Origin of the sequence: Aeromonas sp. MR7, from assembly GCF_963899385.1 — a bacterium.
Taxonomy (GTDB): domain Bacteria; phylum Pseudomonadota; class Gammaproteobacteria; order Enterobacterales; family Aeromonadaceae; genus Aeromonas; species Aeromonas bestiarum.
This window is the reverse complement of sequence record NZ_CAWQXH010000053.1, coordinates 70974-88070: the sequence shown is the minus strand read 5'-3', so window position 1 is coordinate 88070 and position 17097 is coordinate 70974. Positions and strand designations below refer to the sequence as shown.

Sequence of the window (17097 nt, the reverse complement as noted above, 5' to 3'; positions counted from 1 at the left end):
ATTCATGGTCATAACCTCTTGTTTTGAGTCTGGTATCCTATGGGGAAGGTCATCCGGCCAACCGAATTCAGGAATTCTGTTTCATGTCTCTCCCCGTCAAGAACAGCGCCAAGCAGCGTGAACAAGACAGATCGCGCATTCTCACCCTGCTGCTGGCCGATGATGCCCTCACCGACAGCCTGTTGGATCCGCAGACGGTACAGGATGCCGAGCTGCGGGATCAGACCAGCGAGCTGACGCGACTGGTCAACAGCCTGCCGGCCGCCGACATCGCCGATGCGCTGGAATCCCTGCCGCCGGATGAGCGCCACGTGCTCTGGCAGCAGGTAGACCCGGAGAAACATGGCCAGGTGCTGGTTGAGGCCTCGGAGACTGTGTGGGACAGCCTGATCAGCGGCATGAGCGACAAGGCGCTGCTGCACGCCCTGCGCACCCTGGACATAGACGATCAGATCTATCTGGGCCAATACCTGCCCCGCAACCTGATGGGCCGACTGCTCACCTCCATGGCGCCCCCCCAGCGCGACCAGGTAAGGGAGGTGATCCGCTACGGCAAGCACACGGTCGGCGCCATGATGGACTTCGAGCTCATCACGGTACGCGCCGAGGTAAGCCTGGCGACCGTGCAGCGCTACCTGCGCCTGCGCGGCAAGATCCCCGTCAACACCGACAAGCTGTTCGTCATCGACAGGCGCAACCGGCTGCAGGGGGAGCTGCCGCTCACCACTGTGCTGCTGCACAAGCCGGCGACCCTGGTCGGCGAGGTGATGGAGCGGGATCCGGTCACCTTTGATCCGGAAGACAACGACGAGGCGGCGGCCCGAACTTTCGAGCGGGACGATCTGGTCTCCGCCGCCGTCATCGACGGCCGCGGCAAGCTGATGGGCCGTCTCACAGTCGCCGAGGTGGTGGATCTGGTGTATGAGGAGAGCGACACGGATCTGCGCCGCATGGGGGGGATCAGTGAAGATGAAGACGTATTCGCCCCGGTCAACAAGGCGGTCAAGACCCGCTGGGCCTGGCTCGCCATCAACCTCTGTACCGCCTTCGTGGCCTCCCGCGTCATAGGCCTGTTCGAGCACACCATATCGCAACTGGTGGCGCTGGCGGCCCTGATGCCAATCGTCGCGGGGATCGGCGGCAACACCGGCAACCAGACCATCACCATGATAGTGCGGGCGCTGGCGCTGCAGCACATACAGGCGGGCAACGTCTCCTTCCTGCTGTGGCGCGAGCTGGGGGTGGCACTGATCAATGGTCTGGTGTGGGGCGGTACCATGGGGCTGGCCACCTATGCCCTCTATCAGGATGCGGCGCTGGGCGCCGTGATGACGCTGGCCATGATGATCAACCTGCTGGTCGCCGCCCTGATGGGGGTCATCATCCCCATGACGATGTCACGTCTCGGTCGGGATCCGGCGATCGGTGCCAGCGTGATGATCACCGCCATTACGGACACCGGCGGCTTCTTCATCTTCCTCGGGCTGGCGACTCTGTTCCTCATCTAGCTAGAGCGAGTCGTCTCGATGAAAAAGGGAGCCTGCACGGCTCCCTTTTTGCTGTTCCAGGGGTCTGGCCGCTAGACCCGGTACTTGGCTACCGCCTGATTGAGCAACTTGGCCTGCTCGGTCAGGCCCTGGCTGGACTTGGCATTCTCCTCCGCCATCAGGCTCGACTCCTGGGCTATGTCGCGGATGTTGTTGACGTTGCGGTTCACCTCGTTGGCCACCAGACTCTGCTGTTCGATGGCCGCGGCTATCTGGGTGCTCATGTCCATGATGTGGGTGACATCCTGAGTGATCTGCCCCAGCAGCTCACCCGCCGTGCTGGCCTGCTCCGAGCTGCTGTTGCCCTGCTCGCGACAGGTCGCCATCATGCCCACTATGCTGCCGGTCTGCTTCTGCAGCGAGCTGATGATGCCGGCTATCTCCTGGGTCGACTTCTGGGTTCGGATGGCAAGGCTGCGCACCTCGTCCGCCACCACCGCAAAACCACGGCCCTGATCCCCAGCCCGCGCCGCCTCGATGGCCGCATTGAGCGCCAGCAGGTTGGTCTGCTCGGCGATGCCGCGGATCACGTCCAGCACGGAGCCTATGGTCTCGCTCTCTTTCTGCAACTGGGCCACCTCCTGGGAGGAGCTCTCCAGATTGCCAGCCAGCGAGCGGATCTGGCGAACCGTGTTCTCGACCGCGGTGCGCCCCTCCATCGCCTTGTTGTTGGTGGCCTGGGCATTGTTGGCGGCCTGCTCTGTGTTGCGGGCTATCTCCTCTATGGTGGAGCCCATCTCGGTGGAGGCCGTCGCCACCATGTCGGTTTCCTGCAACTGGCGTGACGCCCCCTCGCTGGTGCGCCTGACGTTGCTGGAGAGGTGATCCGCCGCCTCGGTCAGGGTGTGCACGCTCTGTTTCACATCGCCGATCAGATGGCGAAAGCCCCCCAGCATCACGTCCAGATTGCCTGCCAGCTGGGCCATCTCGTCGGCCCCTTGCAGCTCTATCTTGAGGCGCAGGTCGTTGTCCTGGCGGATGCGGTTGACTGTGTCGTTCACCCGCGAAATCGGCCTGTCTATGCTGCGGCCCAGCAAGATGCTCATGATGCCGATCAGCACTATGATGACGCCGCCGCAGACCAGCATCAGGCTGTTGAGGCGCGAGGTCTGCCGCACCAGTTCGTCGGCTATGTGCTGACCGAGTGCGGTGAAGCCCTGCTCGGTCTGATGCACCAAGTCCCGCATCTGGTTGCGCAGCCCCTCATCCTCTTTCAGCCCCAGCACTTGCATGCCCTGCACCAGGGCGACGAAGTCCTGCCGATACTGCAGGCTGGCCTGTTCCAGCTTGCCGCGGTCCGCCTCCGGCAGCGTCGCCAGGCTCTCCTGGAAGCTCTTGTGCAAGGTCTGGAAACGCTCCAGATACTGGATGTCGGAGCGCAGCATGAAGTCTTTCTCCGCCCGCCTCAGCTGCAGCATTGTGATGATCAACCCCTGCTGATCCAGCTGCTTGAGCCCCTCCTCGACCTGATGCACAGCCGCCCTCAGACGGCCGTAGAGACCATCTTCCGGCCCCAGCCCTATGGTCTGTTGCTGCGCCACCAGATCGTTGAAGGCCTTGCCATAGGCCCCCATCTGCTGATCCAGCCGGGCCAGCTCGCCGTTCACGGCCCTCAGGTTGTCATCGGCACTCAGGGTCTGGTCCAGCTTGTGAAAATCGGCCAGCCCCTGGTTGAAGCGATCGACGAAGGCCAGATCCTTGCGGATCAGGAAATCCTTCTCGGCCCGCCGCAGGTTCAGCATGGCAATCTCGAGCGCATCCACGTTGCGCTGGGCTTCTGTCAGATGGCGACTCACCTGGCTGGAATAGAGAAACAAACCACTCAGCACCAGCATGGCAATGGCCACCAGCACTGTGTTCAGGATCAACTTATGACGGATCAGCACGATGGACCTCTCACGAACAAGGAATGAACTGCATTGAGCTTATGCAGAAAACGCCATCCCTGTTGTTGTTCAAGGAATATTCATTGAAATGCCAGTCCCACTCCTTATACTGGATCCCACCTGTTTCCAGCCGTGGATTTGACACTATGGAATACAACACTTCAGAACTGTGCGACATCTATCAGGACATGGTGGATGTGCTCGAACCCATGCTCTGCTCCTTCGGCGGCCGCGCCTCTTTCGGCGGCGTCATCACCACAGTCAAATGCTTCGAATCGAATGGCCTGATCCGTGAACTGGTCAAGGAGAACGGCGTCGGCCGCGTGCTGCTGATCGATGGCGGTGGCTCCATGCGCCGTGCCCTGATCGACAGCGAGATCGCCACTACGGCAGCCGAGAACGAGTGGGAAGGCATCGTCTGCTACGGCTGCGTGCGCGAGGTCGACATCCTGGAAGATCTGGATATCGGCATTCAGGCACTGGCCGCCATTCCGGTGGGCGCCGACAGCAAGGACGTGGGGGAGACGGATCTGCCGGTCAACTTCGGTGGCGTCACCTTCCTGCCGGATGATCATCTCTACGCAGACACCACAGGGGTAATCCTCTCCCCTGAGGCGCTCGATATCGAGTAAACCGCAACCTGAGTTGTGACGATGGGAGCCTTGGCTCCCATTTTTTATGGCTGCAACTTGCTGAAAAAAGCAAAAAAAGAGGGCCAGAAGAACTGGCCCTATAACTGGAAGCAATGTGAGCAATGTCGTGCCTTCACAAGAAGTCCATCACGTTGGAACGAATGAAGTCTTTCCCGGAAAACAAGTTAACAATAATCATTCTCATTTAACTAAGCAACTCTTATTTGCCAAACGTGCAAAAAAATTGACCACCGCTGGGGTGGTCAATTGCATCAGGCCTGGCGCGTCGCCGTTTGCAGACCGGCCAATCCGGCCTCGCCCACCAGCTTGCGACTGAGATAACGCAGCAAGACGCCGTAGAGAGGCACAAACAAACCAAGGCTTATCAGCAACTTGAATACATAGTCCACGGTTGCGATCTCGACCCAGTGCTCGGCCATGAAGGGATCCGTGCTGCGCCAGAAGGCGATGCTGAAGAAAGCGATGGTATCCACCAGGTTGCCGAACAGGGTCGAGGCGGCTGGCGCCACCCACCAGGCCCTGAGCAGCCGCAGCCGGTTGAATACCACCACGTCCATGAACTGGCCCACCAGATAGGCCATGAAACTGGCCAGCGCGATACGCGCCACGAACAGATTGAACTCCGCCAGATTGCCCATGCCCTGATAACTGCCCTCGAAGAACAGCACGGAGAGCGCATAGGAAACAGCCAGTGCAGGCAGCATCACGGTCTGGATGATCTTGCGCGCCAGACCGGCACCAAAGATCCGCACCGTCAGATCGGTGGCCAGGAAGATGAACGGGAAGCTGAAGGCACCCCAGGTAGTGTGGAAGCCGAAGATGGTGATCGGCAGCTGCACCAGGTAGTTGCTGCTGGCGATGATCAGGATGTGGAACAACGAGAGGCGCACCAGCGCCGTCTGGTGCTGAGCAGGGGTCAAATGCATATTGTGACCTTTTTGGTTAATGGGGTTAGGGAACCCATACCGCCACCATTGGCGATAATTGAGGGGCGGGATTATACGCCCCCCAACTGATAGTTCAATCTTTATGCTGTTGATTCGACCAGTGGCCATTGTCATCGAAGGGCAAGGTCATGCACCCCAAACAGCCCGTTCAGCCTCTATGCTGGCGACCAAGCCAGAGCAAGACCTCGCGATCGACCGGCTGTACCGCCGTCAGCCAGCAACCGCTATGGTGTTCATACTCCAGCCTGAGCTGGCTGCCTTCAAATTCCAGCAACCAGCCGTGGCGATCGGCGCCCCACTCCCTGTCGAGCAGCCTGAGCTCCCACTCCTGCAGCAAGGCCTCGGCCAGTGCCGGGAAGGTATCCCAGCAGAGTCCGGGGCAATCCAGCATCAGCACGGCCGACTCAATGTCTGTCCGCGTTACACGCCAATTCATCTCTCATCCCTCAACTGCTGCAAGAAAGCTCGCCACCGCAATACCACTGGGGAACCGGTGTCGCCAGGTCGTCATACTCGGGTTGTTCGTCATAGGGGTGCTGCAAGGCCGCAAACAACCGCTCGAACGGCGCCATGTCGCCCTGCTCGGCAGCCTCGATCACCCGCTGGGCCAGGGTATTGCGCAGCACATACTTGGGATTGACTGCGTCCATCCGCCGCTTGCGGGCGGCATCCTCGCTTCCCTCCCGCACCAGTCGCGCCCGATAGAGAGCAAGCCACTGCTGCCAGAGCCCAGGATCCGGCAGCAGTGCCAGCAGGGAGGCGGGCAAATCCCCCTGCTGAGTAACCTCACCCAGCCGGCGCAGGAAGAGGTGATAGTCCACTCCCTGGCTCGCCAGCAGCCGGAACAGCTCGCGGAACAGCGCCGGGTCCTCCTCTTCCCACACCGCCAGCCCGAGCCTGGCGCGCATCAGTTCGGAGTAGTGCAGCATCAGCTGATGTTCATACTGGGCCAGCGCGGCGGCCAGGGCCTCGCCGTCCACATGGTCCGCCAGCGCCTGCGCCAGCTTCTGCAGGTTCCAGTAACCCACCGCCGGCTGCTGATCCAGCGCGTAGCGGCCACCCGGATCCGAGTGATTGCAGACAAAGTCCGGCACATAGGCATCGATGAAACCGTAGGGGCCGTAATCCAGGGTCAGCCCAAGCAGCGACATGTTGTCGGTGTTCATCACGCCGTGGCAGAAACCGGCGGCCTGCCACTTGGCGATGAGCCGCGCGGTGCGCCGCACCACCTCGGCAAACAGTTCGGCCCCGTTGTTCAGCTCGGGGAAGTGGTGACGCAGCAGATAGTCGATGAGCAGCGGTATCTTCTCTCCCTGCCCGCTCCAGGCGAAATATTCGATGTGACCGAAACGCAGGTGGCTCGGGGCTGTGCGCAGCACTGTCGCCCCGCATTCTTCCTGTTCCCGGTAGACAGGCTCCTGGCTGCCAACCAGTACCAGCGCCCGGGTGGTGGGAATGCCGAGGGCATGCAGCGCCTCGGAGGCGAGATACTCGCGGATGCTGGAGCGCAGCACGGCACGACCATCACCGAAGCGGGAGAAGGGGGTCTTGCCCGCCCCCTTCAGATGCAGATCCCAGCCCTGACCATCCGGTGCCAGCTGCTCCCCCAGCAGCAGCGCACGGCCATCACCGAGCCGCGGGCTGTAACCACCGAACTGATGACCCGCATAGACCTGGGCCACCGGCTGCATGCCGGGCAGCGGCTGGCCCAGACCACAACAGGCAAGCCAGTCTGTTGCGCCGACATCGCCCAGTCCCAGCTCGTTCAGCAGGCCGTGGTTGAGGTGCAGCAAGCTGGGCTCGCGCAGCGGCTGGGGGGCCACTGGCTCACAGGCCCAGGGCAGTTCGGTGGCGAAAGTGTTGATCAGCTTCATGGTAGTGCGATTCGTCCCTGCGTATGCTCGTGTCACTCTTTATACCGCCGTCGGCCGAGTTCGGCTAACAGGCGATCGCGCTATTTCATTTCAAGGAGAAGAAGATGCAAAGATGGTTGGGCGCCCTGCCCCTGCTGATGTTGTTGTGGGGGCAGGCCCAGGCGGCCGATATCGAGGCGGGCAAGGCCAAGGCGGCGGTCTGCTCCGCCTGCCATGGGGTCGAGGGCAAGGCACTGATCCCCAATTATCCCCATCTGGCCGGCCAGAATGCCGCCTATCTGGTGAAACAGCTGAAAGCCTTCAAGGAGGGCAGTCGCAAGGAACCCCTGATGCTGCCCTTCATGGCGCCGCTCACCGAGGCCGACATGGAGAACCTGGCGGCCTATTACGCCAGCTTGAAATAACCTCTCGGCGCCCGGCGGACGGGCGCCCCACTCCTGATGTGCCCTCATCCAGGAGTGCACCTGCTAGGGTCGATTAGGCTTCTCTAATCGACCCTACCGCCGGCAGTAGTCGATGATCAGGTCCATAAAGGCTTCACCGAAGCGCTCCAGCTTGCGATGCCCGACGCCATTGACCGCCAGCATCTCCGCCTCGGTCATCGGCATCAGCTGAGCCATCTCCACCAGGGTCGCATCGTTGAACACCACGTAGGGCGGCACCTCTTCATCCTCGGCAATCTGTTTGCGCAGGCCGCGCAGCTCCTTGAACAGCCGCTTGTCGTAGTTGGCGTTGTCCAGCAGGCCGTTGCGCTTCTCCTTGCGACTGGAGATGGGCTGCAGCCGTGGCACCGCCAGTTCCAGCTTCATCTCGCCACGCAGCACGGGGCGGGACGCCTCGGTCAGCTGCAGCACCAGATTGCGGGTGATGTTCTGGGTCAGCAGCCCCTTGTGGATCAGCTGGCGGATCACGCTCATCCAGTACTCGTGGCTCTGATCCTTGCCGATGCCGTAGGTCGACAGCTTGTCGTGGCCGTGATCCTTGATGCGCTGGTTGAGGGAGCCGCGCAGCACCTCCACCACGTAACCCACCCCGAAGTTCTGACCCACCCGCCAGACGCAGGAGAGCGCCTTCTGGGCATCCTCGGTGCCGTCGTAGCTCTTGGGCGGATCCAGACAGATGTCGCAGTTGCCACACAGCTTGTCGTTGTATTCACCGAAGTAGTTGAGCAGCACCTGGCGACGGCAGGTCTGCGCCTCGGCAAAGGCCGCCATCACGTTGAGCTTGTACTGCTCGACCTGCAACTGCTGGGGGTTTTCTATGTTGTCGAGCAGGCGGCGCACCCGGCCTATGTCGGCGGGATCGTACAGCAGCAGCGCCTCGGCGGGCGTGCCATCGCGGCCGGCCCGGCCCGTCTCCTGATAGTAGGACTCGATGTTCTTGGGGATGTCGTAGTGCACCACGAAGCGCACGTTGGGCTTGTCGATACCCATGCCGAACGCCACCGTCGCCACCACTATCTCGATGTCGTCCTTGAGGAAGGCATCCTGGGTCTGCTGGCGCTGGGCCAGGGGCAGACCGGCGTGGTAGGGCGCGGCCTTGCTGCCGTGGCGGGAGAGACGCTCGGCCACCTCCTCCACCCGGTTGCGACTGGAGCAGTAGACGATGCCGCAGTTGCCCTTCTGGCTCTGCACATAGCGCAGCAACTGCTCCGCCGCCTTGAACTTCTCCACCAGGCTGTAGCGGATATTGGGCCTGTCGAAGCTGGCGGTGTGGATAAAGGGATCATTGAGCTCCAACCGGTGCAGCATATCGCTGCGGGTCGCCTCGTCGGCGGTGGCGGTGAGCGCCACCACGGGCACCTGGGGGAACCACTGCTTGAGCCGTCCGAGCGCCGCGTATTCCGGCCGAAAATCGTGACCCCACTGGGAGACGCAGTGGGCCTCGTCGATGGCAAACAGGCCGAGCGGCAGCTCCGCCAGCCGATCCATGAACTCGTGCTGCAACAAGCGCTCGGGGGAGACGTAGAGCAGCTTGATCTCGCCGCGACGCATGGCGGCAAAGTTCTGGATCATCTCCTCCCGGCTCAGGGCCGAGTTGATGTAGATGGCCGCCACACCGTTGGCGCGCAGGCTGTCGACCTGATCCTTCATCAGCGAGATAAGCGGGGAGACCACCACGCCCAGCCCGGGTCGCAGCAGCGCCGGGATCTGGAAGCAGAGTGACTTGCCGCCACCTGTGGGCTTGAGCACCATGACATCGCGTCCCGCCACTATCTGCTCGATGATCTCCAGCTGGCCCGGCCGAAATTGCTGGTAGCCGAATACCGCCTGCAACAAGGCAAGTGGTGTATCGGGCAAGGTTTCGGCAATGACGGTCATGGGCTCTCCTTTGGGGTCGCCATTCTAAAGCAGCCGCCGCTCACAATAAACCTGCCATTGCGACTGTTAAGGAAGTGTTGCAGACTGGCTGGAGTTTTTACTCGGCTTTGATGACAGGGATCGGTATCAGAGAATGAAACACATGCTGAAGAAGATGGCGCTCAGTGGCATTGCCAACCTGTTCGCCGAGCGGATGCCGTTCAACAAGCTGATTGGCATGCAGGTGACCCACTACGACTTCGAGAAGGTGGAGCTGCGCATCAAGATGGATGACAAGCTGATCGGCAACCCCTTCCACAACATCTTGCACGGCGGCGTCACCGCCAGCCTGCTGGATGTGGCCGGCGGCATGATAGTCGCCGCCTCCTGCATCGACGAACTGGAAGACTTCTCCCCCAACTACCTCAAGGAGCGCTTCTCCCGCCTCGGCACCATAGATCTGCGGGTGGACTACCTGCGCCCGGGCCGCGGCAACGAGTTCATCGCCACCGCCCACATCATCCGCGCCGGCAGCAAGGTTGCCGTCGCCCGGATGGAGCTGCACAACGAAGAGGGCACCCACATCGCCTTCGGTACCGGCACCTATCTGGTGGGCTGACTCACCCATTGCATAAAAACCACGCTGCTAATCTGATTTTAATCATTAGAATCCTTACCCCCTCTGCCGCCCGCGGGTCCATACTGAAATTCGGGATTGTGTGCAGAGGGAGGATTGCAGGCGATGAGTGCGAAACTGGCCACCAAACCATCCAGAGCCTTGTTGACACAGCTCGAGTCCATGCTCGACGAGGTGCAGACACCCGAGTGTCGCCACTGGCTGGAACAGGAGCTTGAGGGATACTCTCTCTGTTCGCCCCTGCCTTGGTATCGCATCGTAGCCTGTCGGCAACGCGGTCACTTCTTGGATCTGAAGACGGGAAAATATTTGACCTGTCATATCAACAGTCAAACGCTATGCCAACGCGATCTGGCCCAGATTCAGTTCATCTATGCCCGTGAACCCGCCGCCCATTATCTACTGCAACGCAATTCCGGTATTGAACCCTGGCCAGAGCAGCTGCTGGAAGATTATCAGGAGCAGTTGATCCCCGGCCATCTATGCCTGCAAGCCTGGCATGAGCCCGTGTCTTCATTACGTTCACAACTGATGGAGGGAATCGAACATTTCATTAGTGAGTACCCCAAGCACGCGGCCTTGCAACCTCAACACAGCTTCAAGGCATTGCGGCATCAGCACTGGCATATCTGAGTAAGCGCCTAGGGCGCAAGGAGGGCACCATAGACAAGACCCATAGCGAGATTGCCACAATCTAGAGTGCCGGAGTCAGGATCAGGCTCCACCCTGGGCCACCGAGCGGTGGCCCTTTTAATGTCTGCGCACCACGACGGCAGCCGGATAGATGAGCAAGAAAGCCACAGCGGTATCGATATGCCACCACCAGCAAGATATTCCGTACCGGGATCGGCAAAATCCAGATGCGAAAAGGCCGCTCATTGAGCGGCCTTTTCTAATATGGTCGGTGTGAGAGGATTCGAACCTCCGACCCCTTCGTCCCGAACGAAGTGCGCTACCAAGCTGCGCTACACACCGATGTCTGCGGGGCGAGAATTTACCTAATGCCCCGACATGACACAAGCCTTTTTTGTGTTTTAAGGGAAAAAAATGGCCGTTCGTTCAACTATTCAGCGCTTTGGCACCGGGTTCACAGAAAGGGTGCAGGGACGTGACATTTTTCCAACCCATCCTAGGGAAGCTGAAATTCGGCCGGCCCCAGCAAGCGGCGACGCCAGTCGGCCACCACTCCATGTTCCAGCCAGTTGGCCGCATGCTGGCGCCAATTGGGAGAGAGCGCCGGATTCTCCAGCAGCAACAGCAGATCCGCTTCGTCCCGTAGCTGATTGAACAGGATATCGGCGGTGCGCTTCACCGTCAGGGCGGGATAGGGCCTGTCGACCAGTTCCATCGTCTCTTGCGGTGCGACCGTTCCCTCCTCCAGCACCCGCAACAGCCAGCCGCAACGACCATTGAGCTGCATCACCTGTGACATCTGGCCATAGCCGAAACGCTGGTTGAGCTTGAAACAGGGGGATCTCGGCTGACTTATCTGGATCAGCGCCTCACCGAGTCGATAGACATCGCCGATACAGGCCTCAACCTCGGTCAGCCCGAGACCGGACAGGTTCTCGCCAAAGGCGGCGGGTTGCCAGGGCGTGCGTGGTGCTGCCAGGCCCAGCGCCGCTTGCCAGTTGTGCCACCAGGGGTAGTGATCGGCGGGATAGTAGTGCAGTGCGCGATCCGGGCCGCCGTGATGGCGCCGGTCGCTCTGTTCATCTCCCTCCAGGCCAGAAAAACTGCACCACAGGGGATTGCCTGCCACATGCTTGTCGATGGCACTGACGAGAGCGGGAGCCAGTTCGGCATTCATCTCGGCGCTCTGGCCGATAAAGAGGGAGATCCGCATTCCATTCTCCTGATGGATGAGAGAATGCGGATCTTAGGGGCTGTTGACGCTTTGGTGCAAGCCGTGTTGCGGCGTCAACCGCCCCGGGGTCAGGCGACGGCCTGCATCTGGGTGGTCATGGCGATCTCGGCACGGCGGCGTTTCTCCGCCTTGGCCATCAGATACCAGCTGCCAAAGGTGAACAGTGACACCGACAGCAGGATCAGGCTTGCTACCGCGTTGATCTCGGGTTTCACCCCGAGCCGCACCGCCGAGAAGACTTCCATCGGCAAGGTAGTGGCGCCCGGACCCGAGACGAAGCTCGCCAGCACCAGATCATCCAGCGACAGGGCGAACGACATCATGCCGCCGGCCGCCAGCGAGGGGGCTATCATGGGGATGGTGATCAGGAAGAACACCTTCCAGGGTTTGGCCCCCAGATCCATGGCCGCCTCCTCGATGGAGAGATCCAGCTCCCGCAGGCGCGCCGACACCACGATCGCCACGTAGGCGGTGCAGAAGGTGGTGTGGGCGATCCAGATGGTCAGCATGCCCCGCTCGGCCGGCCAGCCAATCAGCTGGGCCATGGCCACGAACAGCAGCAACAGCGACAGACCCGTGATCACTTCGGGCATGACCAGGGGCGCCGTCACCAGGCCCCCGAACAGGGTGCGACCGCGGAAGTGCGGGATCCGGGTCAGCACGAAGGCCGCCATGGTCCCCAGCGCCACCGCCGCAATGGCGGTATAGAAGGCGATCTCCAGCGAGCGCAACACAGAGCCAATCAACTGCTTGTTGTCGAGCAGGCCGAAGTACCACTTCAGCGACCAGCCCCCCCATACCGTCACCAGCTTGGAGGCGTTGAAGGAGTAGATCACCATGATGACCATGGGCAGGTAGATAAACAGCAGCCCCAGCCACAGCATCAGCTTGGCAAAACCAAAGCGCCTCATACTTTACCCTCCAGCTCTTTGGCCTGGTTGCGGTTGAACAGGATAATCGGGACTATCAGCACCGCCAGCATCACCACCGCCAGGGCAGACGCCACCGGCCAGTCACGGTTGTTGAAGAACTCCTGCCACAGCACCTTGCCGATCATCAGGGTCTCGGGGCCGCCAAGCAGTTCCGGGATCACGAACTCGCCCACCACAGGGATGAACACCAGCATGCAGCCGGCTATGATGCCGTTCTTGGAGAGCGGTACCGTGATCCGCCAGAAGCGGGTCAGATTGCGGGCACCGAGGTCGGAGGCCGCCTCCAGCAGGCTCTGATCGTGTTTGACCAGGTTGGCGTAGAGCGGCAGCACCATGAACGGCAGGTAGGAGTAAACGATGCCGATATAGACCGCCAGGTTGGTGTTGAGTATGGTCAGCGGCTCGTCAATCAGGCCAATGCCCATCAGCAGGCTGTTGAGCAGGCCGTTGTTGCTGAGGATCCCCATCCAGGCGTAGACCCGGATCAGAATCGCGGTCCAGGTCGGCATCATGATGAGCAGCAGCAGAACTGTCTGGGTCTCCTTGTTGGCCCGCGCAATGGAATAGGCCATGGGATAGCCTATCAGCAGACAGAGCAGGGTGCTGACGAAGGCCATCTTGAGGGAGCCCAGATAGGCCGCTATGTAGAGCTCATCCTCCTGCAGCAGCAGGTAGTTGCCCATGTTGAGCAAGATGGTGAGCTGATTGTCGGCCCAGCTCACCACGTCCGTGTAGGGCGGGATAGCCACATCCGCTTCGGCGAAGCTGATCTTCACCACTATGATGAAGGGCAGCAGGAAGAAGAGGAACAGCCAGAAGAAGGGCACGCCGATCACCAGCTGGCGCCCGCCCAGTCGCTTCAGTCGTCTCAATGCCTTCATGATTGCAACACCACGCCGCTGTCATCTTCCCAATAGAGGAACACCTGGTCATCCCAGGTCGGCCGCTTGCCGTGGCGTTCGGCATTGGCGATGAAGGCCTGCACGATTTTGCCCGAAGGCAGCTGGATGTGATAAACCGAGTGACCGCCCAGATAGGCGATGTCATAGACCTCACCCTTGGTCCAGTTGAAATCGGGGTGCTCGATCTCGGTCGGTTTCTGGGTGCTCATCAAGAGTTTTTCCGGCCGCAGGGCGTAGGTGACCTTCTTGTTTTCGGCGCGGGAGCTGATGCCGTGGCCCACGTAGATGGGCTGCTCCAGATCGGCGCAGGCGATGGTGGCGTGGTCCTGCTCATCCTCCACCAGCAGGCCGTCAAACAGGTTGACGTTGCCGATGAACTCGCACACCAGCCGGCTGGCCGGGGTCTCGTAGATGTCCATCGGGCTGCCGATCTGCTCGATGCACCCCAGATGCATGATGGCGATCCGCTCGGCCATGGTCATGGCCTCTTCCTGATCGTGGGTCACCATGACGCAAGTTACGCCGACCCGCTCTATGATCTCCACCAGCTCGAGCTGCATCCTGGAACGCAGCTTCTTGTCCAGCGCCCCCATGGGTTCGTCCAGCAGCAACAGCTTGGGGCGCTTGGCCAGCGAGCGGGCCAGTGCCACCCGCTGGCGCTGGCCACCGGAGAGCTGGTGCGGCTTGCGGCGCGCATACTGGGTCATCTGCACCAGCTTGAGCATCTCCTCGACCTGCGCATCGATCTCTGCCTTGGGCAGGCCATCCTGCTTGAGGCCGAAGGCGATATTCTGCGCCACCGTCATGTGGGGGAACAGGGCGTAGGACTGGAACATCATGTTGATGGGACGTTCATAGGGCGGCATGTCGGTGATGTCGACGCCATCGAGGAACAGGCGCCCCTCGGTGGGGCGCTCGAATCCCGCCAGCATCCGCAGCAGGGTCGACTTGCCGGAACCGGATCCCCCCAGCAGGGCGAAGATTTCACCCTTGTGGATGTTGAGTGACACGTTGTCGACCGCCAGCGTTTCATCGAACTGCTTGCTTACCCTGTCAATCTTCACCAGCACTTCTTTGCGCTGCTGGTTGCCCTCGAGGGCTTTCTTGTAGGCACTGGAGGCTATCGCCATTACCAAACTCCCAAACGTGATACCGGCCTGGGCCGATCCATAAAACAGTCTGGCGCCCCAGGATGGGCGCCAAGGTTAGGTTCCGGACTTGATCTTGGTCCAACTCCGGGTGATCAGACGCTGCACCGCACGGGGATGTGCCTGCTGCACATACAGCCGTTCCAGCACCGCCTGGGGTGGATAGACGGACTCGTCATTGCGCACGCTCTCGTCCATGTACTCTCCCGCCTTGGCATTGGGATTCGCATAGCCCACATGGTTGCTGACCTTGGCGATCACTTCGGGCTGGAGTACGTAGTTGATCAGGGCGTGCGCCTCTTTCACATTGGTGGCATCCGTCGGGATCGCCATCATGTCGAACCAGAGGTTGCCCCCCTCTTTCGGGATGCTGTAGGCAATCTTGATCCCCTTGCCCGCCTCGTCGGCACGGGCCGCCGCCTGCAATATGTCACCGGAGAAGCCGGCCGCGACACAGATGTCGCCGTTGGCCAGATCGCCTATGTACTTGGAGGAGTGGAAGTAGGCCACATACGGCCGCACCTTGAGCAGCTGGCTCTCGGCACGCTTGAGATCGGCCGGATCCTGGCTGTTGGGGTCGAGCCCGAGGTAGTTGAGCGCCGCCGGTATCATCTCGTCGGCCGAATCGAGGAAAGCGACGCCACAACGGGCCAGCTTCTGCATGTTTTCCGGCTCGAATATCATGGCCCAGGAGTCAATCTTGTCGACTCCCAGCACGGCCTTGACCTTGTCCACGTTGTAACCGATGCCGTTGGTGCCCCACAGGTAGGGCACGGCGTATTGATGACCCGGATCCACCTTGTCGAGTTGCTTGAGCAGCACGGGATCCAGATTGGCCAGATTGGGCAGCAGGGCAGGATCCAGCTTCTGGAAGGCCCCCGCCTTGATCTGTTTGGCCAGGAAATTGTTGGAAGGCACCACCAGATCGTAACCGGTGCGTCCGGTCAGCAGCTTGCCTTCCAGGGTCTCGTTGGAATCAAACACGTCGTAGACGGTCTGGATCCCGGTTGCCTGCTGGAAGTCGCTGAGGGTGGTCTCGCCGATATAATCGGACCAGTTGTAAAAATGAACCACAGGGGCTGCCTGGGCCACGTTTGCCAGCCCCAGCGCCAGGGCCATAGTCACTATCTTGGTTGTGTGCACGTATCTCAGTCCTCATGTTTTTTGGTATGCCAGCTGCGCATCCATACGCGCCGTTCAACCTGTCGGGTTGTCACCACCCTCCCGGCCGAACTGCGGACCGGGAGGGGTACTCGTCACTTATTTACCTGATTTGATCTTGGTCCAGCTGCGGGTCATCAGACGCTGCACCTTGGCCGGCAGATCCGGGAAGGTGTAGATCTTCTTGAGTGTCTCCGCGTTCGGGTAGATACCCGGGTCGGTACGGATAGGCTCATCCACCAGCGGGGTCGCTGCCTTGTTGCCGTTCGGGAACTGCACCACGTTGGTGATGCTGGCGATCACTTCCGGCTTCATCAGGTAGTTGATGAAGGTGTGAGCGGCCTCGACGTTCTTGGCATCGGCCGGAATGGCCAGCATGTCAAAGAAGCTGCCAGCCCCCTCTTTCGGAATTGTGTAGGTCAGCGCCACACCGTTCTTGGCCTCCGCCGCCCGCGCCTTGGACTGCTGCAAGTCACCGGAGTAACCGACCGCGACGCACAGGTTGCCGTTGGCCAGATCCGAGATGTACTTGGAGGAGTGGAAGTAGGCGGTATAGGGACGGATGGAGAGGAACAGTGCCTCTGCCTTCTTCAGCTCATCCGGCTTCTGGCTATCCGGCTTGAAGCCCAGATATTGCAGGGCAGCCGGCAGCATTTCGGTCGGTGAGTCGAGGAAAGAGACGCCACACTCCTTCAACTTGGCCATGTTCTCCGGTTTGAACACCAGGTCCCAGGAGTCCACAGGCGCGTCCTTGCCCAGCACGGCTTTCACCTTCTCGGCGTTGTAGGCGTAGCCAATGGTGCCCCACAGGTAAGGGATGGAGTACTGGTTGCCCGGGTCGCTCGGTTCGAGTGCCTTGAGCAAGGAGGTATCCAGGTTTTTCCAGTTGGAGAGTTTGGACTTGTCCAGCTTCTGGAAGACGCCCGCCTTGATCTGCTTGGCCAGGAAGGGGTTGGACGGCACGACTATGTCGTAGCCCGAGCTGCCCGCCAGCAACTTGGCTTCCAGCACCTCGTTGCTGTCGAACACGTCGTATACCACCTTGATGCCCGTCTCTTTCTGGAAGTTTTCCAGGGTATCCGGCGCGATATAGTCGCTCCAGTTGTAGACGTGCAACACCTTGTCCTCGGCCATCGCCCCGGTACTCATCATGACCAGCGCCACGGAAGCGGCAATCATTCCCGTTTTGAAAGACATAGTCCTTGTCTCCTAAGCAAATTGTATGCGCAAGCCAACCTGCCCG

The 17097-nt window shown here is 60.6% G+C and carries 16 protein-coding genes and 1 tRNA gene; 5 read left to right on the top strand and 12 right to left on the bottom strand.

Going from position 1 to position 17097, the window contains the following annotated elements; all coding sequences use genetic code 11:
- Positions 1-83 precede the first annotated feature (83 nt).
- On the top strand, positions 84-1508 hold the full coding sequence (mgtE, locus tag AACW87_RS22160; RefSeq protein WP_021138458.1) for a magnesium transporter: 1425 nt from the start codon (positions 84-86) through the stop codon (positions 1506-1508).
- Positions 1509-1579: 71 nt separating this feature from the next.
- Here mgtE and AACW87_RS22155 read toward each other — a convergent pair whose 3' ends face one another.
- Positions 1580-3433, bottom strand: a complete 1854-nt coding sequence (locus AACW87_RS22155; protein ID WP_241326184.1) for a methyl-accepting chemotaxis protein — start codon at positions 3431-3433, stop codon at positions 1580-1582.
- A gap of 146 nt (positions 3434-3579) precedes the next feature.
- On the opposite strand from AACW87_RS22155, the gene rraA reads away from it, so the two are divergent.
- On the top strand, positions 3580-4065 hold the full coding sequence (rraA, locus tag AACW87_RS22150) for a ribonuclease E activity regulator RraA (protein WP_021138460.1): 486 nt from the start codon (positions 3580-3582) through the stop codon (positions 4063-4065).
- 272 nt (positions 4066-4337) lie between these two features.
- On the opposite strand, the gene AACW87_RS22145 is transcribed toward rraA, so the two are convergent.
- From AACW87_RS22145 to AACW87_RS22135, 3 genes are all read right to left on the bottom strand, one after another.
- Positions 4338-5012, bottom strand: coding sequence for a 7-cyano-7-deazaguanine/7-aminomethyl-7-deazaguanine transporter (locus AACW87_RS22145; RefSeq protein ID WP_241326183.1), 675 nt, complete (start codon positions 5010-5012; stop codon positions 4338-4340).
- 169 nt (positions 5013-5181) lie between these two features.
- Entirely contained in the window at positions 5182-5469 is a 288-nt protein-coding gene (locus AACW87_RS22140) for a DUF3630 family protein (protein WP_043142791.1), read from the bottom strand.
- Positions 5470-5479: 10 nt separating this feature from the next.
- A complete protein-coding gene (locus tag AACW87_RS22135) occupies positions 5480-6907 on the bottom strand; it encodes a protein adenylyltransferase SelO (RefSeq protein ID WP_241326182.1) in 1428 nt (475 codons plus the stop codon).
- 104 nt (positions 6908-7011) lie between these two features.
- On the opposite strand from AACW87_RS22135, the gene AACW87_RS22130 reads away from it, so the two are divergent.
- Positions 7012-7311 carry a c-type cytochrome gene (locus AACW87_RS22130; RefSeq protein ID WP_043142796.1) on the top strand — a complete coding sequence of 100 codons (300 nt, stop codon included), beginning with the start codon at positions 7012-7014 and terminating at the stop codon, positions 7309-7311.
- Between the two features lie 93 nt (positions 7312-7404).
- On the opposite strand, the gene recQ is transcribed toward AACW87_RS22130, so the two are convergent.
- Entirely contained in the window at positions 7405-9228 is a 1824-nt protein-coding gene (recQ, locus tag AACW87_RS22125; protein ID WP_241326181.1) for an ATP-dependent DNA helicase RecQ, read from the bottom strand.
- A gap of 133 nt (positions 9229-9361) precedes the next feature.
- On the opposite strand from recQ, the gene AACW87_RS22120 reads away from it, so the two are divergent.
- Positions 9362-9826, top strand: a complete 465-nt coding sequence (locus tag AACW87_RS22120) for a thioesterase family protein (protein ID WP_021138466.1) — start codon at positions 9362-9364, stop codon at positions 9824-9826.
- A gap of 123 nt (positions 9827-9949) precedes the next feature.
- Positions 9950-10477, top strand: coding sequence for an AbiTii domain-containing protein (locus AACW87_RS22115; RefSeq protein ID WP_042870309.1), 528 nt, complete (start codon positions 9950-9952; stop codon positions 10475-10477).
- A 265-nt stretch (positions 10478-10742) separates the two neighbouring features.
- Here AACW87_RS22115 and AACW87_RS22110 read toward each other — a convergent pair.
- The 7 genes from AACW87_RS22110 to AACW87_RS22080 form a co-directional block, all read right to left on the bottom strand.
- A tRNA-Pro gene (locus AACW87_RS22110) sits at positions 10743-10819 on the bottom strand.
- Between the two features lie 154 nt (positions 10820-10973).
- Positions 10974-11690 (bottom strand): MOSC domain-containing protein, encoded by a 717-nt coding sequence (locus AACW87_RS22105; protein WP_241326180.1) that lies wholly within the window; start codon positions 11688-11690, stop codon positions 10974-10976.
- A gap of 89 nt (positions 11691-11779) precedes the next feature.
- Positions 11780-12622 carry an ABC transporter permease subunit gene (locus tag AACW87_RS22100; RefSeq protein WP_043142811.1) on the bottom strand — a complete coding sequence of 281 codons (843 nt, stop codon included), beginning with the start codon at positions 12620-12622 and terminating at the stop codon, positions 11780-11782.
- On the bottom strand, positions 12619-13524 hold the full coding sequence (locus AACW87_RS22095; protein WP_043142812.1) for an ABC transporter permease subunit: 906 nt from the start codon (positions 13522-13524) through the stop codon (positions 12619-12621). The genes AACW87_RS22100 and AACW87_RS22095 overlap by 4 nt, the downstream gene beginning before the upstream one ends.
- On the bottom strand, positions 13521-14675 hold the full coding sequence (gene potA / locus AACW87_RS22090) for a polyamine ABC transporter ATP-binding protein (RefSeq protein WP_042870317.1): 1155 nt from the start codon (positions 14673-14675) through the stop codon (positions 13521-13523). Before potA ends, AACW87_RS22095 begins: the two co-directional genes overlap by 4 nt.
- Before the next feature lie 75 nt (positions 14676-14750).
- Entirely contained in the window at positions 14751-15812 is a 1062-nt protein-coding gene (locus tag AACW87_RS22085) for a polyamine ABC transporter substrate-binding protein (protein ID WP_241279475.1), read from the bottom strand.
- A 141-nt stretch (positions 15813-15953) separates the two neighbouring features.
- A complete protein-coding gene (locus tag AACW87_RS22080) occupies positions 15954-17051 on the bottom strand; it encodes a polyamine ABC transporter substrate-binding protein (protein WP_277606850.1) in 1098 nt (365 codons plus the stop codon).
- Positions 17052-17097: the final 46 nt, after the last annotated feature.

Coding starts and splice junctions, on each gene's coding strand:
- AACW87_RS22105 (WP_241326180.1), bottom strand. CDS start 11,690: ATGCGGATCTCCCTCTTTATCGGCCAGAGCGCCGAGATGAATGCCGAA.
- AACW87_RS22080 (WP_277606850.1), bottom strand. CDS start 17,051: ATGTCTTTCAAAACGGGAATGATTGCCGCTTCCGTGGCGCTGGTCATG.
- AACW87_RS22140 (WP_043142791.1), bottom strand. CDS start 5,469: ATGAATTGGCGTGTAACGCGGACAGACATTGAGTCGGCCGTGCTGATG.
- recQ (WP_241326181.1), bottom strand. CDS start 9,228: ATGACCGTCATTGCCGAAACCTTGCCCGATACACCACTTGCCTTGTTG.
- AACW87_RS22145 (WP_241326183.1), bottom strand. CDS start 5,012: ATGCATTTGACCCCTGCTCAGCACCAGACGGCGCTGGTGCGCCTCTCG.
- potA (WP_042870317.1), bottom strand. CDS start 14,675: ATGGCGATAGCCTCCAGTGCCTACAAGAAAGCCCTCGAGGGCAACCAG.
- AACW87_RS22135 (WP_241326182.1), bottom strand. CDS start 6,907: ATGAAGCTGATCAACACTTTCGCCACCGAACTGCCCTGGGCCTGTGAG.
- rraA (WP_021138460.1), top strand. CDS start 3,580: ATGGAATACAACACTTCAGAACTGTGCGACATCTATCAGGACATGGTG.
- AACW87_RS22115 (WP_042870309.1), top strand. CDS start 9,950: ATGAGTGCGAAACTGGCCACCAAACCATCCAGAGCCTTGTTGACACAG.
- AACW87_RS22085 (WP_241279475.1), bottom strand. CDS start 15,812: ATGGCCCTGGCGCTGGGGCTGGCAAACGTGGCCCAGGCAGCCCCTGTG.
- mgtE (WP_021138458.1), top strand. CDS start 84: ATGTCTCTCCCCGTCAAGAACAGCGCCAAGCAGCGTGAACAAGACAGA.
- AACW87_RS22130 (WP_043142796.1), top strand. CDS start 7,012: ATGCAAAGATGGTTGGGCGCCCTGCCCCTGCTGATGTTGTTGTGGGGG.
- AACW87_RS22095 (WP_043142812.1), bottom strand. CDS start 13,524: ATGAAGGCATTGAGACGACTGAAGCGACTGGGCGGGCGCCAGCTGGTG.
- AACW87_RS22100 (WP_043142811.1), bottom strand. CDS start 12,622: ATGAGGCGCTTTGGTTTTGCCAAGCTGATGCTGTGGCTGGGGCTGCTG.
- AACW87_RS22120 (WP_021138466.1), top strand. CDS start 9,362: ATGAAACACATGCTGAAGAAGATGGCGCTCAGTGGCATTGCCAACCTG.